Annotated in this window: 16 protein-coding genes and 2 pseudogenes; 6 read left to right on the plus strand and 12 right to left on the minus strand. The window is 71.9% G+C overall.

Annotated elements, in window-relative coordinates; translation table 11 throughout:
- Positions 1 to 13: 13 nt before the first annotated feature.
- Both AB0N07_RS15390 and AB0N07_RS15395 read right to left on the minus strand, forming a co-directional pair.
- Positions 14 to 820 carry an ABC transporter ATP-binding protein gene (locus AB0N07_RS15390; RefSeq protein ID WP_365835039.1) on the minus strand — a complete coding sequence of 269 codons (807 nt, stop codon included), beginning with the start codon at positions 818 to 820 and terminating at the stop codon, positions 14 to 16.
- Complete coding sequence (locus AB0N07_RS15395; protein WP_365835041.1) at positions 813 to 1,730, minus strand: ABC transporter permease; 918 nt, start codon at positions 1,728 to 1,730, stop codon at positions 813 to 815. The genes AB0N07_RS15390 and AB0N07_RS15395 overlap by 8 nt, the downstream gene beginning before the upstream one ends.
- Positions 1,731 to 1,974: 244 nt before the next feature.
- Between AB0N07_RS15395 and AB0N07_RS15400 the strand changes: the two genes are divergently transcribed.
- Complete coding sequence (locus AB0N07_RS15400) at positions 1,975 to 2,601, plus strand: TetR/AcrR family transcriptional regulator (RefSeq protein WP_365835043.1); 627 nt, start codon at positions 1,975 to 1,977, stop codon at positions 2,599 to 2,601.
- Positions 2,598 to 3,111, plus strand: a pseudogene (locus AB0N07_RS15405) (response regulator transcription factor); the annotation flags it as partial. The gene AB0N07_RS15400 and the pseudogene AB0N07_RS15405, both read left to right, overlap by 4 nt.
- Before the next feature lie 117 nt (positions 3,112 to 3,228).
- Here AB0N07_RS15405 and galE read toward each other — a convergent pair.
- Positions 3,229 to 4,209, minus strand: a complete 981-nt coding sequence (galE, locus tag AB0N07_RS15410) for a UDP-glucose 4-epimerase GalE (RefSeq protein WP_365835045.1) — start codon at positions 4,207 to 4,209, stop codon at positions 3,229 to 3,231.
- 80 nt (positions 4,210 to 4,289) lie between these two features.
- Positions 4,290 to 5,573 (minus strand): glycosyltransferase family 87 protein, encoded by a 1,284-nt coding sequence (locus AB0N07_RS15415; protein WP_365835047.1) that lies wholly within the window; start codon positions 5,571 to 5,573, stop codon positions 4,290 to 4,292.
- Positions 5,574 to 5,893: 320 nt separating this feature from the next.
- Here AB0N07_RS15415 and AB0N07_RS15420 point away from each other — a divergent pair.
- Positions 5,894 to 6,265: pseudogene (locus tag AB0N07_RS15420) on the plus strand (glycosyltransferase family 39 protein); the annotation flags it as partial.
- Positions 6,266 to 7,149: 884 nt separating this feature from the next.
- Here AB0N07_RS15420 and AB0N07_RS15425 read toward each other — a convergent pair.
- Positions 7,150 to 7,641: a MarR family transcriptional regulator gene (locus AB0N07_RS15425; protein ID WP_365835049.1), complete on the minus strand. Its 492-nt coding sequence runs from the start codon at positions 7,639 to 7,641 to the stop codon at positions 7,150 to 7,152.
- 123 nt (positions 7,642 to 7,764) lie between these two features.
- Here AB0N07_RS15425 and AB0N07_RS15430 point away from each other — a divergent pair, with 123 nt between their 5' ends.
- Positions 7,765 to 8,178, plus strand: coding sequence for an organic hydroperoxide resistance protein (locus tag AB0N07_RS15430; protein WP_123965485.1), 414 nt, complete (start codon positions 7,765 to 7,767; stop codon positions 8,176 to 8,178).
- A gap of 13 nt (positions 8,179 to 8,191) precedes the next feature.
- Here AB0N07_RS15430 and AB0N07_RS15435 read toward each other — a convergent pair whose 3' ends face one another.
- The 7 genes from AB0N07_RS15435 to AB0N07_RS15465 all read right to left on the minus strand — a co-directional run bounded on the left by AB0N07_RS15435 (position 8,192) and on the right by AB0N07_RS15465 (position 22,486).
- Entirely contained in the window at positions 8,192 to 10,423 is a 2,232-nt protein-coding gene (locus AB0N07_RS15435; RefSeq protein WP_365835052.1) for a bifunctional glycosyltransferase family 2 protein/CDP-glycerol:glycerophosphate glycerophosphotransferase, read from the minus strand.
- 5 nt (positions 10,424 to 10,428) lie between these two features.
- Complete coding sequence (locus AB0N07_RS15440) at positions 10,429 to 12,627, minus strand: CDP-glycerol glycerophosphotransferase family protein (protein ID WP_365835054.1); 2,199 nt, start codon at positions 12,625 to 12,627, stop codon at positions 10,429 to 10,431.
- Between the two features lie 150 nt (positions 12,628 to 12,777).
- Positions 12,778 to 14,985: a bifunctional glycosyltransferase family 2 protein/CDP-glycerol:glycerophosphate glycerophosphotransferase gene (locus tag AB0N07_RS15445; protein ID WP_365835056.1), complete on the minus strand. Its 2,208-nt coding sequence runs from the start codon at positions 14,983 to 14,985 to the stop codon at positions 12,778 to 12,780.
- A gap of 158 nt (positions 14,986 to 15,143) precedes the next feature.
- Positions 15,144 to 16,025, minus strand: coding sequence for a carbohydrate ABC transporter permease (locus AB0N07_RS15450; protein ID WP_365835058.1), 882 nt, complete (start codon positions 16,023 to 16,025; stop codon positions 15,144 to 15,146).
- Positions 16,022 to 17,374, minus strand: coding sequence for a sugar ABC transporter permease (locus AB0N07_RS15455; protein WP_365835060.1), 1,353 nt, complete (start codon positions 17,372 to 17,374; stop codon positions 16,022 to 16,024). The genes AB0N07_RS15450 and AB0N07_RS15455 overlap by 4 nt, the downstream gene beginning before the upstream one ends.
- Before the next feature lie 10 nt (positions 17,375 to 17,384).
- A complete protein-coding gene (locus tag AB0N07_RS15460; RefSeq protein WP_365835062.1) occupies positions 17,385 to 18,761 on the minus strand; it encodes an ABC transporter substrate-binding protein in 1,377 nt (458 codons plus the stop codon).
- Positions 18,762 to 19,027: 266 nt separating this feature from the next.
- Positions 19,028 to 22,486: an FHA domain-containing protein gene (locus tag AB0N07_RS15465; protein ID WP_365835065.1), complete on the minus strand. Its 3,459-nt coding sequence runs from the start codon at positions 22,484 to 22,486 to the stop codon at positions 19,028 to 19,030.
- Positions 22,487 to 22,855: 369 nt separating this feature from the next.
- Here AB0N07_RS15465 and AB0N07_RS15470 point away from each other — a divergent pair, with 369 nt between their 5' ends.
- Complete coding sequence (locus tag AB0N07_RS15470; protein WP_365835067.1) at positions 22,856 to 24,481, plus strand: serine/threonine-protein kinase; 1,626 nt, start codon at positions 22,856 to 22,858, stop codon at positions 24,479 to 24,481.
- Positions 24,482 to 24,593: 112 nt separating this feature from the next.
- The gene (locus AB0N07_RS15475; protein WP_365835069.1) at positions 24,594 to 25,835 is read left to right on the plus strand and encodes a serine/threonine-protein kinase; all 1,242 of its coding nucleotides are present in this window, start codon (positions 24,594 to 24,596) and stop codon (positions 25,833 to 25,835) included.

Genomic DNA, 25,835 nt, shown 5'->3' on the forward strand with positions numbered 1-25,835 from the left:
CTGGTGACGGTGTTCAGGCGGCCTTCGGCTTGTCCGCGCCTCCGGTGAACTCCTCGTACGCCGCCATGACCTCCTCGGTCGGGCCGTCCATGCGCAGTTCGCCGCGCTCCAGCCACAGCACGCGTTCGCAGGTGTCGCGGATGGACTTGTTGTTGTGGCTGACCAGGAACACGGTGCCCGCCTGCTGGCGCAGTTCGCGGATGCGTTCCTCGGAGCGCTTCTGGAAGGACCGGTCGCCGGTGGCGAGGGCCTCGTCGATGAGGAGCACGTCGTGGTCCTTGGCGGCGGCGATGGAGAAGCGCAGCCGGGCGCCCATGCCGGAGGAGTACGTCCGCATGGGGAGGGTGATGAAGTCGCCCTTCTCGTTGATGCCGGAGAAGTCGACGATGTCCTCGTAGCGGTCCCTGATCTCCTCGCGGGACATGCCCATGGCGAGCCCGCCGAGGTAGACGTTCTTCTCGCCGGTCAGGTCGCCCATCAGGGCAGCGTTGACGCCGAGCAGGGAGGGCTGGCCGTCGGTGTAGATGTGGCCGTTCTCGACCGGCAGCAGGCCCGCGACCGCCTTCAGCAGGGTCGACTTGCCGGAGCCGTTGGTGCCGATCAGGCCGACGGCCTCGCCCTTGTACGCGACGAAGGACACGTTCTTGACGGCGTGCACTGTACGGACGCCGGACGCCTTCTCCGTTTGCTTGCGGCGCACCATGCGGTTGAGCGCCGCGGTGGCGGAACCCTTGCCCGCACCGGTGCCGTTGACCCGGTAGACGATGTCGACGCCGTCGACGACGACGGTGGGGATGCGTTCGATGGTGTGCTCAGCCACGGCCGTACGTCTCCTCAGCCTTCCAGAAGTAGATGAAGCCGCCGACTCCGGCGAGCAGCGCCCAGCCGGCCGCGTACACCCACACATGGTGCGGCAGCTGCTTGGCGTGGAAGCTGTCGATCAGCGCGAAGCGCATCAGGTCGATGTAGACCGCGGCCGGCTGGGCCTGGAGCACCGGCTCCACCCAGTGCGGCAGGCCGCTGTGCTTGCCGGCCAGCTTGTCGATGCTCCACATCACGCCGGACACGTACATCCAGGTGCGCAGGACGAAAGGCATCAACTGGGCGATGTCCGGGGTCTTGGCGCCCATCCGGGCCATGATCAACGACATGCCGGTGTTGAAGGTGAACTGCAGGACCAGCGCCGGGAACGCCAGCAACCAGGAGAACGCGAGCGGAACCCCGAAGCAGAGCAGGATGACGATCAGCGCGGCCATCGAGAACAGCAGCTGCTGCAGCTGCTGGAGGCAGAAGGAGATCGGCAGCGCGGCCCGCGGGAAGTGCAGCGCCCGGACCAGGCCCAGGTTGCCGGAGATCGCGCGGGTGCCCGCCATGATCGAGCTCTGAGTGAACGTCCAGATGAACACGCCCGTGACCAGGAACGGGATGTAGTCCGGCACATGCCGCTTGGTGCCGAGCAGGACACCGAAGATGAAGTAGTACACCGCCGCGTTCAGCAGCGGGGTCATGACCTGCCAGACCTGGCCGAGCTTCGCCTGGGCGTACTGGGCGGTGAGCTTGGCCGTGGCGAACGCCGTGATGAAGTGGCGCCGGGCCCACAGCTGCCGTACGTACTCGGGCAGGGAGGGGCGGGCGCCGCTGACCGAGAGGCCGTGGCGGGCGGCGAGGGCCGCGAGGTCGTCGTCGGCCGGGGCCGGCGTCGGGGGCGGTGTGTCGAGGACCTGGCTCACATCCGCTGCTTTCACTCGGGGGAGGGGGGTGCTGGCGTCGTCCGGCCCGTCGGCCGGACGGTCCGGTGTCCGGCGTTTCCTTACGTTTCTCTTCACGTTTTCTTACGTCGGGACGAGACCGTATCGTCGCAACGCGAGCGTAGGACACGTTGACGTCGGAACGCAACCGTTTCGTCGTGACGTGTTCGTCGGGTCGGGCCGTAACGACGCAACCGTTTCGTCGCAACGCCCTATGCTGGTCCGCATGACGACGAACGCCGAGGAGCCCCAGACGCGTCCGCGCCGCCGAACCCCCGCGGGGGCGGCCGTACTGCGGGAGGACGTGACGGAAGCCATCCGTGCGGCCGTCTTCGAGGAGCTCGCGGCCGTCGGCTATGCGCGGATGTCCATCGAGGGGATCGCGCGCCGCGCAGGCGTCGGCAAGACCGCGGTGTACCGCCGCTGGCGGTCCAAGCTGCACCTGGTCCTCGACGTCGTCTCGGCGATCGCGGTGCTGGGCCTGCCGACGCCGGACACGGGCTCCCTGGAGGGTGATCTGCGGCTGCTGTACGAGGTCACCTCGCGCGCCCTGCGGCACCCGGTGGCCTCGCAGATCATCCCGGACCTGCAGGCCGAGGCGGCCCGCAACCCGGAGATCGCCGAGGCCATGCAGAAGACCCTGCGCGAGGGGCAGGAAGGCGTGGCCCTCAAGATCATCGTGGCGGCGGCGCAGCGCGGGGAGATCAACGGGGAGCTGGACGAGGACCTCGCGCTCGACCTGATCTCCGGGCCCCTCTACTGGCGCTCGGTGGTGATCCGCAGCCCGAAGTTGCCGAAGGACTACCTGGCGGCGCTGGCGCGGGCCACCGCGGAGGCTCTCAAGGCGCTGTGAGTGTGCTGCGGCCTCGGCCGCGCGGGGGTCTCGTTCTCCTCCTGACCTCCGCAGGGCACGAGGTCGTGGCCGTCGCCGGACCGGGCCCCAGGTCCTGCCCGCCCTCCTGGAGCACCGTCCCGACGCCGCCGTGCTCGATGTGCGCAGGCCGCCCGGCTTCCGCGACGAGGGCCTGAGAGCGGCGATCGAGGTGCGTGCGCGGATCCCCGGGCTGCGGTGCTGGTGCTGTCGCAGTACGTCGAGGAGTCGTACGCGGCCGAACTGCTGACCGGGGGTGTGAGCGGCTCGGCTACCTGCTCAAGGGCCGGGTGGGCCGGGTCGACGAGTTCCTCGACGCACTGGAACGGGTTGCCGCCGGCGGTACGGCGCTCGACCCCGAGGTCGTCACCGAACTCCTCACCCGCCGAACGCGCGGTCCCCAAGCGCATCGGCAACGTCTTCCTCAAACTGGGCCTGCCCCCGAGCGACAGCGGCCACCGCCGGGTACTGGCCGTACTGACGTACCTGAACAACCAAGTATCTTCAGGCTTCACTGGCGGCGCGTACGGTGGCTGGTCACGCCCGCGCGGCGGAGCCGCAAAATCGAGACGGCCGGTGCCCTTCGGGGCGCGCACCCCCGCGCGGTGTCTAGCCCCGTGCCGCCTCCGGATGGACCCGTACCCAGCCCTCCCAGGCCGAGGTGATCATGTCCTGGACGTCGTGTTTGGCCTTCCAGGCCAGTTCCGTGGCGGCGCGGTCCGCGGAGGCGACTACCCGGGCCGGGTCGCCCGGGCGGCGGGGGGTGACTGTCGGGGGGCGGTCGTAGCCGGTGATGGCGTTGATGCGGTCGATCATTTCGCGGACCGAGACGCCCTCGCCGCGGCCGATGTTGAGGGTGAGGTGGCGGCCCGGTGCGGACTGGAGCGTGCGGGCGGCTGCTACGTGGGCTTCGGCCAGGTCCACCACGTGGATGTAGTCGCGGACGCAGGTTCCGTCAGGGGTTTCGTAGTCGTCGCCGAAGATGCGCGGGGGTGCGTCGTCGGTGAGCTTCTCGAAGACCATGGGGATCAGGTTGTGGACGCCGGTGTCCGCGAGTTCGGGGGTCGCGGCGCCCGCCACGTTGAAGTAGCGGAGGGAGGCGGTGGAGAGGCCCGTCGCGCGAGCCGTCGCGCCGACCAGCCATTCGCCGACCAGTTTCGTCTCGCCGTACGGAGACATGGGCACACAGGGTGTCTCCTCCGTCACCAGGGGCTCGTCCGGCATGCCGTACACCGCCGCCGAGGACGAGAACACGAAGGACGGGACGCCGGCCGCCGTCACCGCCTCCAGGAGGACGCGCAGGCCCTCGACGTTCTCCCGGTAGTAGTGCAGCGGCAGGTCCATCGACTCGCCCACCTGCTTCTTCGCCGCCAGGTGGATGACCCCGCTGACGTCGTGGACCGCCAGGGCGCGCGCGACCCGCTCGCCGTCCAGCGTCGATCCCACCACCAGTTGCACACCCCGCGGCACGCGCTCGGCGACGCCCGTGGACAGGTCGTCGTACACCACGGTCCGCTCGCCCGCCTCGATCATCGCCCGGACGACATGCGCCCCGATGTATCCGGCGCCGCCGGTGATCAGCCAGGTCATGTGCGGCCGTCCCCTTCGTCAGTTGGCCCGTGGTCGTGCGGTGTCAGTGAAGCAGGCGGTGGAGTCCCGTCAGCGGATTGCTAGGCGCCGGAGTGCTGGGGGAGGCGGTGGGTGACCGCGTCCGGTCCGCGGGTGGGCGCGGGAGACAGCGCCGCCGGGCGGGTGGAGCGCCACAGCCGGACGAGGGACAGGACGGCGGCTGCGGCGAGCAGTCCGTTACGGGCGAACATCAGCGCGCAGCCCGTCCAGGTGCAGGCGATGACCTGGCCGTACAGGGCCGGATAGGCGACGGCGCTCAGCGCGGTCGCGGCCAGCACCAGGGCGGCCACCGGGCGCTGCACGGTGTGCCGCGAGGTCAGGCACACGGCGGCCAGGCCCAGCAGCCAGATCATGTACTGCGGGCTGATCACCCGGCTGGTGACGGTGAACAGCAGGACGGCGCTCAGCGCGGCGTCGTACGGCGTCGCGGGCGTCCAGCGCCGGGCCCGCAGCCGCCACAGAAGCAGCAGTGCGAAGGCGACCGCCGTGAGCGCGAGGGAGAGGTGCGCCACGGTCCGCACGTGCGGGCCGGTGAACTCCATCGCGCCGTACTGGTACTGCACCTTCCCGGGCCATCCGGCGTGTGTCGCGAAGGCGAGCGCCGTACCGCCGAGCGACTCGATCTGCACGCCCCGCCCGCCCTGCTGGCGCAGGAAGTCGAAGGGGTGGGCGAACAGCGTCGCGAGGACCGCGAGCGACCCGGCCCCGGTGACGGCGGCCCACACCCACGCCGAACGCGTCGTACGCCCCCTCGGCGTGCCCAGCAGCACCAGCGCCGGCCACACCTTCACCAGAGCGCCGAGCGCCGCGAACACCCCGCACGCGCGCGTGGAGCGCGGCAACGTCAACAGGGAGATGACGGCGAAGGCGGTGACCTGCACGTCGTAGCGGGCGAGCGGGACGTGCAGGAGCAGCGGCAGGCCGCCCACCCACATCGCGGCCCCGAGGAGCCTGCGGCCGGGGCGGTTGCCCACGAAGGCCAGTGCCAGCGCGATCGCCGCGTCGGCGGCGAGGGTGAGCAGGACGAACGCCTGGAAGTACGTCAGGCCCGGCAGCAGCGCGGGCGACAGCAGCACCGCGCCGGCCCCCGGCGGGTACTGCCACAGCGGGTCGTGCGCGGGAAAGGCGCCGTGCGCGAGGGTGCCGTACCAGTCGTGGTACAGGTGCCACACCTCCCGTGCGACCGTGCCCGAGCCGAGCCGTGGCGCCGCGTCGTGTGCGAGCAGCCACAGCATCAGGGCCCGGGTGCCGAGCCAGGCGGCGGCGAGGGCGAGGAGCCGGCGTTTTCCGGCGGTGGTCATCACGGCTTTCGTCACGGCGTTCATCACGGCGGATCGTAAGCCGGGCGTATGGTGTATGCCTGCAAATACACCGTCAATGCTCGGTAAGAGCCTGTCCACCGGAGAAAATCACACGTGTGCTGAACGAGGACGCGGGGCGGGCGAACCGTCGGTGGGTGGGTGCGGAGATCGTGGCCGTGGCGGTTCCCGCCGTCGTCATACTCGCGATCGGTCTGTGGGGGCTGGACCGCGGCGGCATGTGGGGCGACGAGAGCGTCACCTTCCTGGTCGGGCGGCGCACGGTGCCGCAGATCTGGCAGTTGCTGCACGGCCTGGACGCCGTGCACGGCCTGTACTACCTGTTCATGCACGTCGTCCTCGCCGTCCATCCCGGTGAGGTCGTCCTCAGGCTGCCGTCCGTGCTCGGGGCCGCCGCGACCGCGGGCCTGGTCGCGGCTCTCGGCGTACGGCTGCTGCGGCCCCGAGTGGGGCTGTGGGCCGGTCTGCTGTACGCGGTCACCCCGATGACCGGCCACTACGCCCAGGAAGGGCGCTCGTACGCAATCGTCGCGGCGGGGGTGGCGGCGGCGACCCTCCTGCTGGTGCGCGCGGTCGAGGGGCGCTCGCGGCACGGTTGGTGGTGGTACGGCGGTGTCCTCGCCGCGACCTGTCTGCTGCACGAAATGGTCGTCCTGGTGCTGTGTGCGCATGCGCTGACGCTGGCGCTCATGCGGGTGCCGAAGCGGGTGTGGCTGGGCTGGGGGCGGGCGGCGGGGCTGACGGGGGTCCTTCTGCTGCCCTTGGTCTGGGTGTCGCACGAGCAGGCGGGGCAGGTGGACTGGCTGGTGACCCCCGGCTGGGACCAGGCCGGACTGCTGGTGCGGGACTTTGCCTTCGCCCCGGACGGGGTGGTCTTCTGGGTGGCCGTCGCGCTGATGGTGCTGGGGCTCGGGGCGGGCCGGCTGACGGCGGTGGCACTCCCGCTGCTCGTGCTGCCTCCGGCGCTTCTGATCGCCGTGTCGCAGATCCGGCCGCTGTTTCACGAGCGGTATGTGCTGTACGCGCTGGCTGGGGCGCCGTTGCTGGCCGCCGCCGGCGCCGAGCGGGTGGCCGGGGTGGTGGGGCGCCTGCGGCTGGGCGGCAGTCGTGTGCCCTACGGCCGGCTCGGCACCCTGACCGGTGTGCTGGCCGTCGCCCTCGCCTTCGTCCAGTGCCTCCCCCTCTACCGGCAGGACCGCTCCCCGGCGCACCGCCCCGAGAATCTCGGTGCCGTCGCCGCCCGGGCCGCCCGAGACATCCGTCCCGGCGATCCGGTGCTGTTCCTGCCGTCGAACTGGCGGCTGACGGCGCTGGCCTATCCGAAGGCGTTTCGCAGGGCCCGGGACCTCGCGCTGCGGGAGTCCGGGCCCCGGTCCGGGACGCTGAGCGGCATCGAGACCACACCTCAGGAGCTGCGGCGCAAGCTGGCCGGCGTGGACCGTGTCTGGGTCGTCGCCCAGTCGAGGCTGCTGAGCTCGGGGCAGCTGCCGGCCGATCCGACCGAGCGCGTCAAACTCGCCGTCGTGGAGGAGCAGTTCACCGCCCGCGAGAAATACGTCAGCGGCCGGGTGACCTTCCTCCTCTACGTCCGCCGCTCCACTGCCTCCGCCTCCGCCGCCGTGGCCGCGTCCAGCCCCCTGGTGAGCTCGTCGAGCCGCGACCGCAGCTCCCGGATCTCCGCCACGTCGAAGCCCGTCGCCGCCACGATCCGGCGCGGTACCTGAACCGCCTGATCGCGCAGGGCGGCGCCCTCCTCGGTCAGCCGGACATCCACCGAGCGCTCGTCGCGGGCGCTGCGCTCACGCCGTACCAGACCGGCCGTCTCCAGCCGCTTGAGCAGCGGGGACAGCGTGCCGGAGTCGAGCCGCAGATGCTCGCCCAGCTTCTTGACCGGCAGCTCGCCGTGCTCCCACAGCAGCAGCATCACCAGGTACTGCGGATAGGTGAGCCCGAGGTCCTTGAGGATCACCCGGTAGATGCCGCCGAAGGCGCGCGAGGCGGCGTTCAGCGAGAAGCAGATCTGCTGGTCGAGGCGGAGCCAGTCGGTGGTCGGGGTGTCGGGCGCGGTCGTCATGCATCCAGGATAGCTCTTGCGGACCATTTAGTTGTGCGCAATTGAATTGTGTGCTCTACTCGTGGTCGTGAGGCGGCCGACAGAAGGGCCGCCGGAACACGACTCCGAGAGGGATGGTCATCCATGGACGCGCTCTACACCGCTGTCGCCACCGCCACCCACGGCCGCGACGGTCGCGCCTTCACCAACGACGGCAAGGTCGACGTCAAGCTGGCCCCGCCGGTGGAGCTCGGCGGCAACGGCGAGGGCACCAACCCCGAGCAGCTGTTCGCCGCCGGTTACGCGGCCTGCTTCGGCAGCGCCCTCGGCCTCGTCGGCCGCCAGGCGAAGGTCGACGTCAGCGATGCCGCGGTCACCGCCGAGGTGGGCATCGGCAAGCAGGGCGAGGGCTTCGGGCTCAAGGTCACCCTCCGCATCGAGCTGCCGGACACCGTGGACGAGGCGACCGGCCGCAAGCTGGTCGAGACCGCCCACCAGGTGTGCCCGTACTCCAACGCGACCCGCGGCAACGTCGACGTCGACCTCGTCATCGAGTAGAGCCGACCAACCGTCAGCTCAGCGAGTGCGTCCGCTCCGTCGCAGGAGCGGGCAGCACCGCGGCCGTCTGCGGCGCCGGCATCTGCTCGCCGAGCAGCACCGTCCGTACGACCCGCTCGGCGGCCCGTCCGTCGTCGAACTCGCAGAACCGCTCCCGGAAGGCGGCCCTGAGCCCCGCGGACTCCTCGTCCCGCCAGGTGTCCGAGGCGAACAGCCAGGCAAGCTCCCGGTAGGAGCGCGACACATGGCCCGGCGCCTCGGCGGTGATGTCGAAGTAGACGCCCCGGCTCGCCGCGTACGCACCCCAGTCGTCGGCGTGGATCACGATCGGCCGGTCCAGGTTGGCGTAGTCGAACATCAGGGCCGAGTAGTCGGTGACCAGCACGTCGGAGGCGAGCATCACGTCCTCGACGTGCGGCTCGTCCGTCGCGTCGACGAGTACGCCGCGCGCGTGCAGATCGGCCAGGCCGAGCCCGCGCGCCGTGCCGGTGGCCAGGGTGGGGTGCAGCCGTACGACGAGGGTGTGCCCGGCGCCGAGGTCCGCGGCGAACCGCGCCAGGTCGATCCGGTCGACGTGCCCGCCCCGCCGGTAGTCGCGTCGGGTCGGTGCATACAGCACGACCGTGTTCCCGGCGGGGATGCCGAGCCGCGCGCGTACGGCCGCGCCGTGCTCCGCGGGCCTCTCGACCAGCACGTCGTTGCGCGGACTGCCCGTCCGCAGCGAGGTGAAGTGGCAGGGGTACGCCCGGTCCCACACCAGCTCGGAGTGCCGGTTGGCGACCAGGCTGAGATCCCAGCGGTCCGCGCGGTGCAGCATCTTCGGCACACTGAAGCCGTGCCGGGCACCGGGCTTCGTCAGCAGGTCGGCACCCATGTACTTGAGCGGTGTGCCCTGGTGGGTGTGCACATGGATCTGGCCGGGGCGTTTGACCAGGGAGCCCGGCCAGTTGACGTTGTTCACGCAGTACGTGGCCCGCGCCATGACCGTGTGGTATTCCCGCGAGCCCGGCGTCACATAGTCGGTGCCCGGCGGCAGCGAGTCCACCGTTTCCTCCCGGACCACCCACACCCCGCGGATGTGCGGCGCGAGTTCGCGGGCCTTGGCGTGGATCGCGGCCGGGTCGCCGTGCACGCCCGCATGGTGGGTGGCCGAGTAGACGGCCAGGCGCGGATCGAGGGGGAGCTTCGACTGGGCTGCGTACCACGTGTGTTGGACCACCGCCGAGGCCTTGCCGACCGTCCGCCGCTTGCCCGCCCCGGCGACCCTGCGCAGACCGCGGACCCCGCACAGGGCCGCGTACGAGAGGTAGGGCGAGCTCTCCAGGAGCCGCATCTCGGTGCCGCGCGGGCCGTCCGGCGGGGTGAAGTCCTCGGGGCGGTGACGGCGGTGGAAGGAACGCATCTCGCGGTAGAACGCGGAGCGGTCCGACGGGGGCACCCGGTCCTCGCGGCCGAGCACGAACAGCATGTGGTCCAGGGCCCGTTCGAAGAGAAGGGGCCGCGCCCAGGCGAGGTCGTCGCGCTCCTCCAGGAACGCGAACAGGCCCTCGTACTGCGGAAAGATGTCGAAGTGCCTGCGCCCCGGCGTCTTGGTGATCGCGCCCTGCCGGCGCTGCCGGTACTCGACGCCGATCCGGCCCAGGCAGGCGATGCGGTCGGCCAGCACCATCGACCGGTAGGTGACGGGCGCGTCCTCGTACAGGCCGGACGCGTACTGGAGCCCGTGCTCCTGGAAGAAGGCCCTCCGGTACGCCTTGTTCCAGGCGACCAGGAAGAGATGGACGTACTGCGGGCTCTCACGGAGGCTGAAGACGTCCTGGCCCGCGGCGGCCAGCAGGTCGGAGGCGTCGCTCGGGCCGCCCCGCCCCCACCAGTGGGTGCGAACATGGTCGAAGACCAGGATGTCCGGGTCCTCGGCCGACTTCAGCCGGTCGGCGACGGCGGCAAGCAGGCCCGGGGTGTAGTGGTCGTCGCTGTCGAGGAAGAGGACGTAGTCGCCGCGCGCCTCGGCCAGCCCGGCGTTGCGGGCCCGGCCCAGGCCCACGTTCTTGGGCAGGTGCAGCACGCGCACCCGCTCGTCGCGTGCCGCGTACTCGTCGAGGATCGCGCCGCAGCCGTCGGGCGAGCGGTCGTCGACGGCGATCACCTCGAAGTCGGGGTACGACTGCCCGAGCACCGAGTCGATGCACTCGCGCAGGAAGCCCTGCACCTTGTAGACGGGGACGATGATGCTGAAGCGGGGCACGGGTTTCAGTTCCTCACAAGGGCGGGGACCGGGGCCGGGGTGCGCTCGGCGAGCGGGATCACGGGCGGGATCGACTCGGGCGGTTCGCCCAGCAGAACCCGGCGTACGACGCGCTCGGCGGCGCGTCCGTCGTCGAACTGGCAGAACCGCTCACGGAAGGCGGCCCGTGCCGCCGTCGACTCCTCTCCCGCCCAGGAGCCGTCGCGGAAGACCCGGGCCAGTTCCCCGGGCGTGCGGGCCACCGGCCCCGGCGGGTGTTCCATCAGGTCGAAGTAGACGCCGCGGGTCTCCCGGTAGACGTCCCAGTCGTCGGCGTACACCACGACGGGCCGGTCCAGGTTGGCGTAGTCGAACATGATCGACGAGTAGTCGGTGATCAGGGCGTCCGCGGCCAGGCACACGTCCTCCGAGGAGCGGTGCGCGGTCACGTCGATGATCCGGCCGGTGCTCCGCGCTCTGCCCTGGTCGTAGAAGTAGTGGGCGCGCAGCAGCACGACCACGTCCTCGCCCACCTCCTCGCAGAAGGCCTCCAGGTCCAGGCCCGTCTCGAAGCCCGTGTGGTAGTCGCGGTGCGTGGGCGCGTACAGGACGGCCGTCCTGCCCTCGGGGATCCCCAGCTCCCGCCGGATGCGGGCCACGTCGTCCGCCGTCGCCGTGTAGTACACGTCGTTGCGCGGATAGCCGTACTCGAGCGTCTCGTGCGCGGCGGGGAAGGCCCGCTCCCACATCTCGGTGGAGTGGCGGTTGGAGGTGAGGTTGTAGTCCCAGCGGTCGATACGGGCCAGCAGCTTGGCGAAGCTGCCGGTCGCCGCGGCCACCACCGGATAGGTCGCCTGGTCGACGCCCATCTTCTTCAGCGGGGTGCCGTGCTGGGTCGACAGGTGGACGCTGCCGGGGCGCTTGACCACGGCGTCCGCGAAGTTGGCGTTGTTGACGAGGTACTTGGCGGCGGCCAGCACGTCCCAGTACTTCGTGCTGCCGATGACCGCGTACTCGATGCCCTCCGGCATGGTGTGCTCCTGATCCGGTTCGACCAGGAACACCGAGCGCAGATGCGGGGCGAGTTCGAGGGCCTTGGCGTGGATCGCGGCCGGGTTGCAGGCGTAGCCGCGGCCCCAATAGGCGCAGTACACAACCAGGTTGGGGTCCAGCGGGCGGCGCAGATTGCGTGCGTACCGCAGCCGCGTGCGCACCATGTGGGGGCGCGGCAGCCGCTCGGCCGCCTTCACCGCCGCCTGGTTGGCCTCCCGCAGGGCACGGAACGCCGTGTACGCCCCGGCCGCCAGCAGCCGGTGCTGCAGGCCGAGGCTGCCGGGCGGTGTCCGGTGGCCGACGGGGCGGTGCCGCCGGTACAGCGTGCTCGCCAGCCGGAAGAAGGCGCGGCGCCTGCCGGACAGCCGCCTGGGGTGGGCGGCGGTCTTCAGGACGGTCGCGAAGAGCTGCTCGAACAGCGCGTTCAACCGGACGCCGGCCAGGCCCAGTTCGGCGGCGCGGGTGAGGACCAGGTCGGTCTGGGAGAGGAGTTCGAGGTGGTGCTCGCCGGGGAGGGCGAGCCGGCTGCCCTGTCTGCGCACCAGATGCCGTACGACGACCTGGCGCAGCACCGCGGCCTTCTCGGCCGCCAGCGTGACCAGGCCGTAGAAGCCCACGTCGGTGAAGTGGCCGTCGGGGAAGCCGATACGCTGCTCGACCAGGAAGGTCCTGCGGTAGGCCGCGCTCCACGCCGGCAGCTGCACGCCCGTCAGCTCCGGCACCTCGTCTGGGGAAAAGGCGCCCGCCGGTGTCCGCGGCAGGAGCAGCGCGGTCGGATTGGTCGGCTCGCCCTCCCACCAGGGCACCCGCTCGTGCTCCACGTACAGGACGTCCACGTCACCCGTCTCGGCCAGGCGTGCGTCCAGCGCCGCCAGCGCCCCGGGTACGAGGGTGTCGTCGCAGTCGAGGAACAGCAGATGGGTGCCGGTCGCCGCCCGCATCCCGGTGTTGCGCGCCCCGGACAGACCGGCCGTGGGCGGCGAGTGCACCGTGGTCACCCGGGAGTCCCGCTCGGCGTATCCGTCGACGACGTCCGCCGCGGGCGTGCCGGGGCCGTCGCAGACCGGGATCAGCTCGAAGTCGCCGAAGGACTGCGCGAGCACGGAGTCCAGTGCCTGGGACAGCCGGCCTGCCACCCCATGGGACGGGACGATGATGCTGAAGCGGGGCATGCTGCTCTTTCTGTCGAGGTTCGTGCGGGGACCCGGTGCGTCTCAGCCGAGGCGTCCCGGCCGCCCTGTGGGACGCCAGGTGGACGGCCGGCTCGGTGTGGGCCGCGACGGGCTGGAGGGCATGCGAACTCCCCGGAGTGAGAACGGCGTTCAGAGGCTGTCGGTGACGGTCAGCGGACCGCCGGGTTGCGGCACGGTCGCCTGCGGGGAGCGCGCGAGGGTCGCGGCCGCGGAGGGCACGGGGTGGCGCTCGGCGAGCGGGGTCACCGGCGGCAGGTCGGTTTCGCCCAGGACGACACGGCGTACGACGCGCTCGGCCGCGCGTCCGTCGTCGTACGGGCAGAAGCGCTCGCGGAACGCGGTCCGCAGCTGGGCCGAGCGGGAGCCGCGCCAGTGGCCGGTGGCGAAGATGTCGATCAGTTCGTCCTCGCTGCGGGCGACCGCGCCCGGCGGGAAGGCGCGCACGTCGAAGTAGGTGCCGCGGGCCCCCTCGTACGCCGCCCGGTCGTCGTCGGCCGAGTGGAGCACGATCGGCCGGTCCAGGCCCGCGTAGTCGAACATCAGGGACGAGTAGTCGGTGAGCAGGACGTCCGAGGCCAGACAGAGGGACTCGACGCCGGGGTGGCCGGTCACGTCGATGATCCGGGCGCTCTGCGGTACGGGGCCGTGGGTGCGGGCGAGGACGACGTAGCGGGGGCCCAGGCGGCGCAGGACGCGTTCCAGGTCCAGGGGGGAGCGCTGGGTGCGGCAGTGGTCGCGGCGGGCGGGGGCGTACAGGATCGCGACGCTGTCCTCGGGGATGCGGAGGGACTCACGGAGGCGGGTGACGTCGTTCGACGTGGCCTTCTGGAACACGTCGCTGCGCGGGGAGCCGTATTCGAGCGTGGTGTAGCTGCCCGGGTGGACCCGCTCCCAGACGAGGGTGGAGTGGCGGTTCGCCGACAGGACGTAGTCCCACTTGCCGACGTCGGCGAGGAGCCCTTCGAAGTCCAGGTCACGCGCCGCGGCCGGGCGTTCCTGGAGGTCGAGGCCCGCGTGCCCGAGCGGGGTGCCCGCCGGCGTCTGGACCAGGATCTGCTGGGGCCGCTTGACCAGACGGGGCTCGAAGCCGGTGTCGCTGACGAGGTACTTGGAGCGGGCCAGGGCCGTCCAGTAGGCGGCCGTGTCGGAGCGGCCGAGCCAGGTCGTGCGGATGTGCGGCGCGAAGGTGCGGAAGGCCTCCTCCAGGGCGCTCGGGTTGCAGCCGTGCTCGTGGTCGTCGTACGCGGTGAAGGCGGCGCGGTCGGCGCGCAGCGGCAGCCGGAGCTGGATGCGGTAGTGCAGACGCAGCGCCGTCGCCCTTGCGGTGCGCAGGAGTTTGACGGAGAGCTTGGCGGTCCTGCGGTGCAGGGCCGCCGCCAGCTGCAGTGAGCGGTAGGTGCGGTGCAGGCCCCAGCGGACCAGGGTGTGGCGCAGGCGGGAGCCCAGCGGGAGAGGCGGTCCTGGGACGCGGTAACGGCGGTAGTGGGCGCGGGCCTTGCGCAGGAACTCGGCGTGCGAGCCGCGCGGCAGCCGGTCGCGGCGGGCGAACACCTTGGTCACGTGGTCGACCATGCGGCGGAACAACACCGGCCGCCAGCGGGCGAATTGGGGGTGGGCGTCGAGGAACGCGAAGACACGGTCGTACTGTTCGAAGAGGTCGAAGTGCTTACGGCTGGTGGTGGAGAGGATGCTGCCCTGGCGCCGCTGCCGGTAGTGCACGCACACCCGGTCGAGGGTCGTGATGGACTCCGCGGCCATCAGCACCGGGAACGTCCACGGGGTGTCCTCGTAGTAGCCGGGCGGGAAGGTGAAGCCCTCGCGCTCGACGAACTCCCGCCGGTAGGCCTTGTTCCAGGCCACCATCAGCAGTTTCAGCAGGCCCGGGCGGTCCTCCAGGCGGAAGGGCGCCGGGCCCTGCTCGGTGAGCTGGTCGGCGACGACGTTGCGGACGGTCTCGCCCGACCAGTAGATGCGCGCGTAGTCGTAGACGACGAGGTCCGGTTCGCCCGTCTCCTTGAGACGGTCGGCGATGGCGCGCAGGGCGTGCGGGGTGAGCGTGTCGTCGGCGTCCAGGAAGACCAGGTAGTCGCCGCTCGCCCGCGCGAGGCCGGCGTTGCGGGCGCGGCCCAGCCCCTGGTTCTCGGTCAGGTGCAGGGGTTGCACGCGCGGGTCACGGGCCGCGAACTCGTCGATGATCGCGCCGCTGGCGTCCGGGGAGCAGTCGTCGACGGCGATCAGTTCGAGATCGGGATACGACTGCGACAGCACCGATTCCAGGCATTCGTGCAGATACGCCTGAACCTTGTACGCGGGGACGATGACACTGAACCTGGGCAAGGCACATCCATGGGGTCGGCGCGGACGACGGGGCCTTGCCCGGGAACGGCCGATGGAGTGACTTGGTTACGCCGGCTGCGGCATACGGGGGACCTTGGATGAACGGAAGGGGGCGGGACCGTAACGTCCCACCCCCTCCGGCGCGTTGTCCACCAGGACTATTTGACGGCGCCCGCCATGACACCCGAGACGAACTGACGCTGGAACGCGAAGAACACGACCAGCGGGATCACCATCGAGATGAACGCGCCGGGCGCCAGTACGTCGATGTTGTTGCCGAACTGCCGTACCTGCTGCTGCAGGGCGACCGTCAGCGGCTGCGACTCGGCGTTCGAGAACACCAGCGCCACCAGCATGTCGTTCCACACCCACAGGAACTGGAAGATGCCGAGCGACGCGATCGCCGGCGCGCCCAGCGGCATGACGACGGTGAGGAACAGCCGGGTCTCACCGGCGCCGTCCAGCCGTGCCGCCTCCAGGAGTTCCCGCGGGATCTCCGCGAAGAAGTTCCTGAGCAGGAAGATCGCGAACGGCAGTCCGAAGCCGACGTGGAAGAGGATCACGCCGATGATGTCGCCGAAGATCCCGATCCTGCCGAAGAGATCGGCGAGCGGGATCAGGGCCACCTGGACCGGCACGACCAGCAGCGCCACCACGACCAGGAACCACCAGTCGCGGCCCTTGAAGTCCATCCAGGCGAAGGCGTACCCGGCCATCGCGCCGAGCAGCACCACGAGGAGCGTGGCCGGCACCGTGATCCAGACCGTGTTGAACAGCGCGTGGGTGATCGCGTCCTTCTCCAGGAGCGACTGGTAGCTCTTGGCGGTGAGCCGGCTCGGCGCGGTGAACACCTTCCACCAGCCCGAGGTGGCGATGTCGGTCGGGTCGCGGAACGACGAGACCAGCAGGCCGAAGGTGGGCACCAGCCAGAACAGGGCGACCAGGATCAGGAAGATCCGCATCACCCCGCCCGCCGCGCCGCTCGCCACCCGCGCGGCGAGGGAGCGCTTGGCGCGCACGGTCGTGTCGAGGGCGGTCACCGCTGACGCTCCTTCCTCAGCCGGCGGATGTTCACGAACATCACCGGCAGCACGAGCAGCAGCAGGATGACGCCGATCGCGCTGCCGACGCCCTCGTTGCCGCCGCCGCCGAAGGACGACAGGAACAGCTGCAGGGCAAGGACGTTGGCGTCGTCCTGACTGGGCTGCGGGGCGATGATGTAGACCAGGTCGAAGATCTTCATCACGTTGATCATCAGCGTGATGAGGACCACCACCAGAACCGGTGCGAGCAGCGGGACCGTGACCCTTCTGAAGACCTGCCACTCGTTGGCGCCGTCCACCCGGGCCGCCTCCAGCAGATTGCGGTCCACGCCGGCGAGGCCCGCCGCGATCAGCACCATCGCGAAGCCCGCCCACATCCACACGTACGCGCCGATGATGGCCGGGGTGACCAGCGTCGGTCCGAGCCAGTCGATGCCGTTGTACGGAGCCGAGAAGTTCGAGGCGGGCAGGCGCAGTTGGGCCCCGTCGGCCGCGGCCGGCAGGGTGAAGGTGCCGTCGGCGCCGCTCTTGGCGGAGGCGACCACCTTGCCACCCTTCACGGCCTCCACCCTGACGCCCTTCAGCGCCTTCTCACCCGGGTCGACCTTGCCCTTCGTACCGCCCCCGCCGAGCTTGAAATCCAGCCAGACGGTGCCGGTGACACCCGAACCGCTCGCTGTCTTCGCGTTCTCGGGGGTGCCGGGCAGCCTGTTGGGCGCGATGCCGACCAGGGGGAGCATGGCCGGGGTGCCCGCCTTCACGGTGCCGGTCGTCGTGAACGAGCCGCCGCCGGACGGCTTCAGATCGGTCGCCGTCTCGTTCGGCCGCGCACCCGGATACACCGACGAGGACACGAACGTGTCGTGGATGGACTTGGCGACCGCGTTGGCGGCCCCCAGATTGGGGTCCTGCTCGTAGACGAGACGGAAGATGATCCCGGCCGCGAGCATCGAGATCGCCATCGGCATGAAGACGATCAGCTTGAACGCCGTTCCCCAGCGCACCCGTTCGGTCATCACGGCGAAGACGAGACCCAGCGCGGTGACGATCGCGGGCGCCACCGCCACCCAGATCGCGGTGTTGCGCACGGCGGTCAGAGTGGCGTCGTTGCTGAAGATGTCGCCGTAGTTCTTCAGCCCGACGAAACCGGAGCCGTCGGCGTCGTAGAGACTGCGCCAGACGGAGTACCCGATCGGGTAGACCACGAGCGCCCCGAGGAGCACGAACGCGGGCAGCAGAAACAGCACCGCCACCCACAGCCGGGTCCCCGTGACGCTCTTGCGCGGCGAGACGGAGGGCGTCGGCAGTGCGCCGGCGCCCCCTGTCGATTTCGCTACGGACGTCATGGCCGCGCCGTCAGCCGGCCGCGTACGCCTTGGCCGCGTCGGCCTCCAGCTTCTGCTGGGCGCCGGCGACGTCCTTCGGGTTCCTCAGGAAGTCCTGCAGGTCCTTCCACTCGCCGATGCCGGCCGTGCCACCGAAGGCGGCCGGGGCCTGGTCGGACATGTCGAAGCGGAAGTTGTCACCGGCCGCGAGGAGTTGCTTGGCGATCTGGGCGGTGATCGCGTCCTTGTACTTGGACTGGTCCATCTCCTTGTTCGGGGAGAGGATGCCGCCCTGCGCCGCCCAGATGTCCGCCGCGTCGGTGGAGGCCAGGAACGTCAGCAGCGCCTGGGCGCCCTTGCTGTCCTTCAGCGCCACCGCCACGTCGCCGCCGCTGACCACGGGGGCCTGGGAGCCGACCGCCGGGAACGGGAACACCTTCGCGTCCGTGCCCAGCTTGGCCTTGGTGTCGCCGTTGATGTTCGCGGCCACGAAGTCGCCCTCGAAGACCATCGCCGCCGGGGTGCTGCCGGAGAAGGTCTGCGTGACCGACTTCGGGAACTCCGTGTTCAGCGCGCCCTTGGTGCCGCCCGCGATCAGGTCGTTCTTGCCCCAGAGCTGGGCGAGCGTGGTGAGCGCGTCCTTGACGGACGGGTCCGTCCACTTGATCTTGTGCGCGGCCAGCTGGTCGTACTTCTCGGGGCCCGCCTGGGAGAGATAGACGTTCTCGAACCAGTCGGTGAGCGTCCAGCCGTCCGCGCCGCCGATCGACACGGCGGGCGAGCCGGCGTCCGACAGCGTCTGTGCGGTGCTGAGGAAGTCCTTCCAGGTCTTCGGCGCCTGCGTGATGCCCGCCGCCTCGAAGGCCTTGGTGTTGTACCAGACCAGGGACTTGTTGGCGGCCTTGGCATAGACGCCGTACTGCTTGCCCTTCCAGGCACCGAGGTCGACCCAGCCCTTGCTGAAGTTCTTGTCCAACTGGGCCTTGGCGTCCGCGCCGAGCGGCTTGAGCCAGCCCTTGTCCGCGAACTGGTGCAACACGCCGACCTGCGGCAGGAACGCGACGTCCGGCGGCTGGCCGCCCTGGATCTTGGTACCGAGGAACGTGGAGGTGTTGTTGCCCGTCGGCACGAAGTTGACCTTCGCGCCGGTGCGCTTCTTGAACTCGTCCATGACCTTCATGAAGTTGTCCTGCTCGGCGCCGGTCCAGACCGCTGCCACCTCCAGTGTCTGGCCGTTCAGCTTGGGCAGCTTGACGGAGCCGGAGCTCCCCGAGCTGCCACCGCCGTTGCTGCTCTTGCCGCCGCCCCCGCCGCAGCCCGTGAGTGCCAGCGCGAGTGCCGCCGCCAGGAGGGCGGCTGCGGATTTGGCGGCCCTGCGTGTCCGGTTCTTGCTGCTCGTGCTGCGCATCACTGCCCCGTTCTCCGTTCTTCGTCGAACGTCGAGCGCTGTCCCGTGTGATCTGGTCTACGCCCGTGGGATGGGGTCGGCAAGTGTGCGTCCCGTGTCAACCGGGGGATCGTGACCGCGTCGTGACCAGGCGTCCGGCGTTGGTATGACCGCCCCTGGGGGCTGCCGCCCCCAGACCCCCGCTGTCGGCCTGAACGGCCTCGTCCTCAAACGCCGGACGGGCTGGAATTGGCCGCCCGGGCTGGAAAGCGCTGAACGAACAGGACCTAAAGCAGCGAAGGGACCTCCGATGCCGAGACCTCTCGGGCCGCTCGCTCCAGCGCGCTGGCCAGCAACGCCAGGTCCGTCGGGCCGTTGCCCAGTTCGCGTACGGGTCTGCGGGTCGGGGGGTCGCCCATGCGCTGCCAGTCCAGGGGGACGACCGTGGGGCGGAGCGTTGCCGTGCGGGGGATGCGGCCCGTGACGCGGCCGCCCTGGAAGGGTGTTGTCCGGCCGTCGGGGCGGGTCAGGCTGCCGCGGCCCGGTGCCGGGTCGTCAGGGCCGGTGCCCGGGGCGTCGAGGCTCACCCGGAGGGTGGCCTTCCGGGCCGGTTCCGTGTCCGCCGTACGGCCGCCGGGGGCGGTCGCGGCCACCAGATGGACGCCGAGTCGCTCGCCCTCGCGGGCCACCGCCTCCAGCGCCCGCATGACGGAACCCGCGGCCGGGCGGCCCGGTGAGCCGAGTGCGGGGGAGACCAGCGCGTCCAGGTCGTCCACGACCACCACCAGCCGGGGGAGGGGCGGTGCCGCTTCGGTCTGCCGGCGTGCCGCTCCCGGACGCAGCCGAATGGTCGAGCTGGGCGGGGAGTCCAGGTCGCCGGTGGTGGTCGTACCGGTCACCCGCTGGGCCACCATGCGGCCCGACAGCTCCCGGCCCGTGTGCCACTCGGCGAAGGCCGAGCGGCCCAGCAGCTCGGCGCGGCGCTTCAGCTCGGCGCTCAGGGACTGCGCGAACTCCCGCATCCGGACGGGGTCGTTGGCGGTGAGGTGCGTCGTGACGTGTGGGACGTCCGTGCAGACCCGCAGGCCGTCGCCGCTCCCGGAGGTGGTACCCCCGGCGCTCACACTGTCCCGGCCGTCCATCAGGACGATGCCCAGCCGGTCGGGCCGCTCGGCCGCGGCCAGCGAGGCGACCACGGCCCGCAGCAGCTCCGTGCGGCCGCTGCCCGTGGGGCCCTCGATCAGCAGGTGCGGGCCGTCGGCGGCGAGGTCCGCGCCGACCGGGCCGCGCGGACCGGCGCCGAGCACGGCCCAGGCCCGTCCGCCGAGCGACTCCGCGTCGTCCGCCGCATCCGCCCAACGCGCCATCAGCGACGCCGGGGTGGCCCTCGCAAGCCCCAACTCGTCCAGCAGCCGCGCCGCCTGGGGCAACGGTACGGCCACGCGTGCGTGCCGCTCGGTCCCGGAACCGTCCGTCCTGAGCGGCGCCAGCGCCCGCGCGAACCGCTCGGCCCAGGCGAGCGAGACGGCGTCCACGGCGGCCACGGTGCCGGGGCCTATGGGGCCGGGGTGCGGGTGGGCGGTGGCCGTGGTTATGGGCGCGGGCACGGGCCTCGGCATGGTGTGTGTGTCGGCCGGTGATGCCGCATCCGTGCGGACGGCCGGGTCCGCCGGCATCGGCGGGCGGTCTCCGGCTCCGCCTCCGGGGATTGCGGTACCGGTCCGTGCCACTCGCATCAGCCGCAGCGCCGTCGCCACGTCCCCGCTCAGCAGCGCGACCGCGCCGCAGTCTCGGAAGGCCGGTGCCACCGCGCACGCCGCCTCGTACGTCTCCGTCACCGGTGACGCGGGCGAGGCCGACACCGTCTCGGCGAGGCAGACGACATGTATCCCGGCCCGTGGGCCCTCCAGCGCCAGCCGTGCCACCGCCTCCCGCACCGCGGCGCCTCCGGGGTCGCCGTCCACGACGACCACGGTGTACGGCCCGGGGAAGCCGTCCGGCTCCTCCGCGCCGTCGTCCGTCCGGGCCCAGGAAGGCGTGTGGGCCTGGGAACGGACGTCGGGGGTGCGCGGTGCCGGCCGTGTTCCGTGCCGTGCCTCCGTCTGCTGGTCCTCCAGGCGCCGCAGCAACTCGTCGGTGCGGGCCGTGGCCTGCTCGCGGTCGTAGGCGAGCAGGAGACGGCAGTCCTGGCCGTGGCCGGGGCGCAGGTGGGGGAGCCAGCCGAGCCAGGACCACTCCGCGGTGCGCTCCTCCAGCGGGCGGGAGCGGTCCGCGGCGATCAGGACGAGCTCCAGGGCTTCGGGGGAGTGCAGCGCGGCCAGCTGGGCCAGCACCGCGCGGGCCAGCCCGGACAGCCGGGTGCGCGGGCCGGCCAGGCCCAGCGCCCCGGCCTCGCGCAGATCCGCGGTCACCGGCACCGCGGGCAGCAGCCCGGAGCCGTCGGGCGCCGCCCGGTCCGCCGTGCCGAGCCGCACCGTGAGCGCCTCCGGGTGCCCCGGCCCGCGCTCCCACAGCCGTGGACCGGGGCCGAGCGCCGTCAGCAGCAGCGCCGCCGGGTCGGGCCAGGTCTCCGGGAGCTGAGGGCCGGTGCGGGGTGCGGGCCCCGCCGTCGGGTCCGGGCCGTCGTCCTCGTCGTACGCGTCATGCTCGGCCATGGCCTGCTCGCCGCGGCCACCCGCCAGCCGTCGTGCCCATGCGGAGAGCCCCCCGCGCCTGCGCAGGCCCGGTGGCACGTCCGTCCCGCGGAGCGGGGTTCCCTTGCGGCGGCCGGCCTCGGGGGCGTCCGTGCCCTCCGGTGAGTCCCACACGACCGCGCCGAAGTGGCCTGCGTGAGTGTCGCCGCCCGCTGCGGATGCTTCTGCGGCCCTCATCTCCACCCGCGGTGCGCCGCCCTGCTCGGGCACCAGCGGCGCTTCGGCGGAGCCGTGGCCCTGGGCGGAGGGCAGACCGCGGGAGGGTGCGGCGGAGGCGTCGCCGCCGTCGGCCACGCGTGCGTGAAGCGCCGCTTCGGGCGCCGGGGCACCGCCCCCAGGGGCCGCCGGTCTCCCGTCGGCGGTCGCCGGCTCCCGCTCGCCGCCGGACGCCACCCGGACGTGCCCTTCCCCGTCCGGGGCCGTCGGCACCCGCGCGCCCGGTCCCCCGGCCGGAGCGACCCGCAGTGCCGACTCGCCGATACGGAGCAGTGCGCCCGGGGTGAAGCGCACCGGGCGGGTGCTCAGGCGGGTGCCGTCCAGGGTCGTGCCGTTCGTGGAGTCGAGGTCGGCGACCGAGACCTGGCCGTCCGCGGCGACCGTGACCGCGCAGTGGAGGCGGGAGACGTCCGGGTCGTCGAGCGGGACGTCGGCGTCGGCGGAGCGGCCGATGCGGATCTCGCCGCCGTGCAGGAGATGCACGCCGCCCGCGTCCGGACCTGCGACGACATGCAGCTGGGTCGGGGCGTCGTCCAGCTCGGGGTGCGGCTCCGGCTCGGCGGGGGCGCCCAGGGAGAGCACCGCGCCGTCGATCAACGGGGGCTCGCCGAGCGTGCTGCGGCGGTCGTCCAGGCGCTCCGCGCCCGCGTACAGCACCACCGCGCCGCCGGAGGCCGAGGCGCTCGCGTCACCCGCGACCGCCGAGGCCAGCGCCGACGCCACCGCGGCCAGCGCCGTACCGGCGGGCGCCGTGACCAGCACGTCACAGCTCGCCGTGCGGCCCCGCGCGCGGTCGGGCGGGCCCAGGGGGTCTACGACGGTCAGCCGGATCTGCATCGCCGTCAGCGGTCCCTTCTGCGCGGGTCTGCGCGGGCGCGGACTACCCCCACCCCACACGAGCACATCGGCCAGTACTGGTACTCAAGGCATCCTCGCACCTGCCACTGACAACGCGCCCGCCGCTCGGGGGCAAGTGATCTTGATTGGTCGGCTCTGCCCGCAAAAGTGCCTGACAGATGACACAGCGCAGATCGCTTGAGATCGGTCACGCCCGCTTCGGGCAACCGGCGGACCAAGTCGAGCGTCTTTCCTTCGAACATGCACGGGGATGCGTACGTAAGACGCTGGGACGGCGACAGGCCGGTGCCGCCCACAGCGGCACTACAGTGGGTCGGAACGGTAAGCAAGCAGCAGGGAGCACATGACGTGCGGCCGGTAGGCAGCAAGTACCTGCTCGAGGAGCCGCTCGGTCGCGGCGCCACGGGCACCGTCTGGCGGGCCCGCCAGCGAGAGACCGCGGGGGCCGAGGCCGCCGTGCCCGGTCAGCCCGGCGAGACCGTCGCGATCAAGGTCCTGAAGGAAGAGCTCGCGAGCGACGCGGACATCGTGATGCGCTTCCTCAGAGAGCGCTCCGTGCTGCTGCGCCTGACCCATCCGAACATCGTCAGGGTCCGCGACCTGGTCGTCGAGGGCGATCTGCTGGCGCTGGTCATGGACCTCGTCGAGGGCCCCGACCTGCACCGCTACCTGCGCGAGAACGGCCCCTTCAGCCCGGTCGCCGCATCCCTCCTCACCGCCCAGATCGCCGACGCGCTCGCCGCCAGCCACGCCGACGGCGTCGTGCACCGCGATCTGAAGCCCGCCAACGTCCTGCTCAAACAGGACGGCGGCCAGATGCACCCGATGCTCACCGACTTCGGCATCGCCCGCCTGGCCGACTCCCCGGGCCTGACCCGCACCCACGAGTTCGTCGGCACGCCCGCGTACGTCGCACCGGAGTCCGCCGAGGGCCGCCCGCAGACCTCCGCCGTCGACATCTACGGCGCCGGCATCCTGATGTACGAGCTGGTCACCGGCCGTCCCCCGTTCGGCGGCGGCTCGGCCCTGGAAGTACTGCACCAGCACCTGAGCGCCGAGCCGCGCCGCCCGTCCACGATTCCGGACCCGCTCTGGACGGTCATAGAGCGCTGCCTGCGCAAGAACCCGGACGAACGGCCCAGCGCCGAGAACCTCGCGCGCTCCCTGCGCGTCGTCGCCGAGGGCGTCGGTGTGCACGCGAACGCCGCGCAGATCGCCGCCGCGGAGGCCGTCGGCGCCCTGCTGGCCCCCGACCCGATGCCGGCCGCCGTTCCCGGCTCGGCCGACCCCACGCAGGTCCTGCAGCACGGAGCGGGCTCGTACGACCCGAACGCGGCGACCAGCTTCCTGCCGCACACCGGCGCACCGGGCGCCGCCGATCCCACCGCCGTACTCCCGAACACCGGGGCCGCGGACCCGACCGCCGTCATGCCGCCGGTGCCCCAGGGGCAGCCCGGGCAGCAGCCCGAGCAGCCGCACCCCTGGCAGAACCAGCTGCGCGCCGCCCGCGACCGCAACGAGCAGACGCAGGTCCAGTACCTCGACCCCGACGAGGACCCGCTGCGCCGCCGCCCCCAGCGGCAGGCCGCCCGCCCGCAGCAGCAGCGACCCCGGCAGCAGCGGCCGCAGCAGGCGTACGGCTATCCGCAGCAGCAGCCGCAGCAGTACGCCCCGCCGCAGCACCAGCAGCCCCAGCGGTACGCGCCTCCGCAGCAGCCCGCGCGTGAGCCCCGGCAGCCGCGGCAGCGCAGCGCCAACCCGATGAAGATCCCCGGGCTCGGCTGTCTGAAGGGCTGCCTGTTCACGATCGTCATCCTGTTCGTCGCGGGCTGGCTGGTCTGGGAGCTGAGCCCGCTCCAGGAGTGGATCGGCACGACCAAGAGCTACTGGCAGCAGTTGTCCGACATGTTCAGCACCGTGAGCGGCTGGATCGGGAAACTGGGCCACCTCGTCAGCAGCAAAGGCGGCAACTGAGCAGCGAGCTTGGTGATTTGTCGACACCTGGCGGGTGATTTCCGTCTCTGCGGTGAAGGTTGGCTCCTCGGACGCGTAGTTTTAGCGACACACGCGTCCCGTAGGAGCAGTCTTGGCACGGAAGATCGGCAGCCGGTACACCGCGAACCAGATCCTGGGGCGGGGCAGCGCCGGCACGGTGTGGCTGGGCGAGGGGCCCGAGGGACCCGTCGCCATCAAGCTGCTGCGCGAGGATCTCGCGTCCGACCAGGAACTCGTCGGCCGCTTCGTGCAGGAGCGCACGGCGCTGCTCGGTCTCGACCACCCGAACGTCGTCTCCGTACGCGACCTGGTGGTGGACGGCAACGACCTCGCGCTGGTCATGGACCTGGTACGCGGCACCGACCTGCGCACCCGTCTCGACCGCGAACGCCGGCTCGCGCCCGCGGCGGCGGTGGCGATCGTGGCCGACGTCGCGGACGGCCTGGCAGCCGCGCACGCGGCGGGCGTCGTGCACCGCGACGTCAAGCCGGAGAACGTCCTCCTCGACATGCAGGGCCCGCTGGGCCCCGGCGGCTCCCACCCCGCCCTCCTGACCGACTTCGGCGTCGCGAAGCTGATCGACTCCCCGCGCCGCACCCGCGCCACGAAGATCATCGGTACGCCGGACTACCTGGCCCCGGAGATCGTCGAGGGCCTGCCCCCGCGCGCGGCCGTCGACATCTACGCCCTCGCGACCGTCCTCTACGAGCTGCTGGCGGGCTTCACCCCGTTCGGCGGCGGGCACCCCGGCGCCGTGCTGCGCCGCCACGTCACGGAGACGGTGGTCCCGCTCCCGGGGATCCCGGACGAGCTCTGGCAGCTCCTCGTGCAGTGCCTGGCCAAGGCACCGGCCTCCCGGCTGCGCGCCTCGGAGCTGGGCGACCGGCTGCGGGAGCTGCTGCCGCTGGTCGCGGGCATGCCGCCGCTGGACGTGGACGAGCCGGACACGGAGCCGACCGAGGAGCCGGAGCCGACGGCCGGGGAGACCGCGGCCCCGGCCCGCGAACGGGTACGGCGCGGCGCGGTCCCCCTGGTACCGGGCGCGAAGCCGGCCGACTCCAATCGGGACACCCATACGTCGATGAGGGTTCCGGCGCCGGACGAGCTGGCCGGCGGCGCCCGCGGCACGGCCCGGGTGCCGCGGCCGGCGGGCGCACCACGTCCGGGCTCCGCACGGCACCGCGCCGTGACGCGCCGTCGCCGGATGGTGCTGGGGGCGGCCGCGGCGCTGCTGGTGGCGGCGGCCGGGGTGGGGACGTGGCTGGCGACCTCGGGGGACGACGCGGGGGCGACTCCGCAGGACTCGAAGCACTCGGCACCGGCTTCGCCGTGA

Source organism: Streptomyces sp. NPDC051172, from assembly GCF_040682555.1.
GTDB lineage: Bacteria > Actinomycetota > Actinomycetes > Streptomycetales > Streptomycetaceae > Streptomyces.

Excerpts from the sequence above, each read along its gene's own strand:
- AB0N07_RS15440 (WP_365835054.1), bottom strand. The coding sequence starts at position 12,627 with ATGCCCCGCTTCAGCATCATCGTCCCGTCCCATGGGGTGGCAGGCCGG.
- galE (WP_365835045.1), bottom strand. The coding sequence starts at position 4,209 with ATGACCTGGCTGATCACCGGCGGCGCCGGATACATCGGGGCGCATGTC.
- AB0N07_RS15455 (WP_365835060.1), bottom strand. The coding sequence starts at position 17,374 with ATGACGTCCGTAGCGAAATCGACAGGGGGCGCCGGCGCACTGCCGACG.
- AB0N07_RS15460 (WP_365835062.1), bottom strand. The coding sequence starts at position 18,761 with ATGCGCAGCACGAGCAGCAAGAACCGGACACGCAGGGCCGCCAAATCC.
- AB0N07_RS15400 (WP_365835043.1), top strand. The coding sequence starts at position 1,975 with ATGACGACGAACGCCGAGGAGCCCCAGACGCGTCCGCGCCGCCGAACC.
- AB0N07_RS15430 (WP_123965485.1), top strand. The coding sequence starts at position 7,765 with ATGGACGCGCTCTACACCGCTGTCGCCACCGCCACCCACGGCCGCGAC.
- AB0N07_RS15425 (WP_365835049.1), bottom strand. The coding sequence starts at position 7,641 with ATGACGACCGCGCCCGACACCCCGACCACCGACTGGCTCCGCCTCGAC.
- AB0N07_RS15465 (WP_365835065.1), bottom strand. The coding sequence starts at position 22,486 with ATGCAGATCCGGCTGACCGTCGTAGACCCCCTGGGCCCGCCCGACCGC.
- AB0N07_RS15415 (WP_365835047.1), bottom strand. The coding sequence starts at position 5,573 with ATGAACGCCGTGACGAAAGCCGTGATGACCACCGCCGGAAAACGCCGG.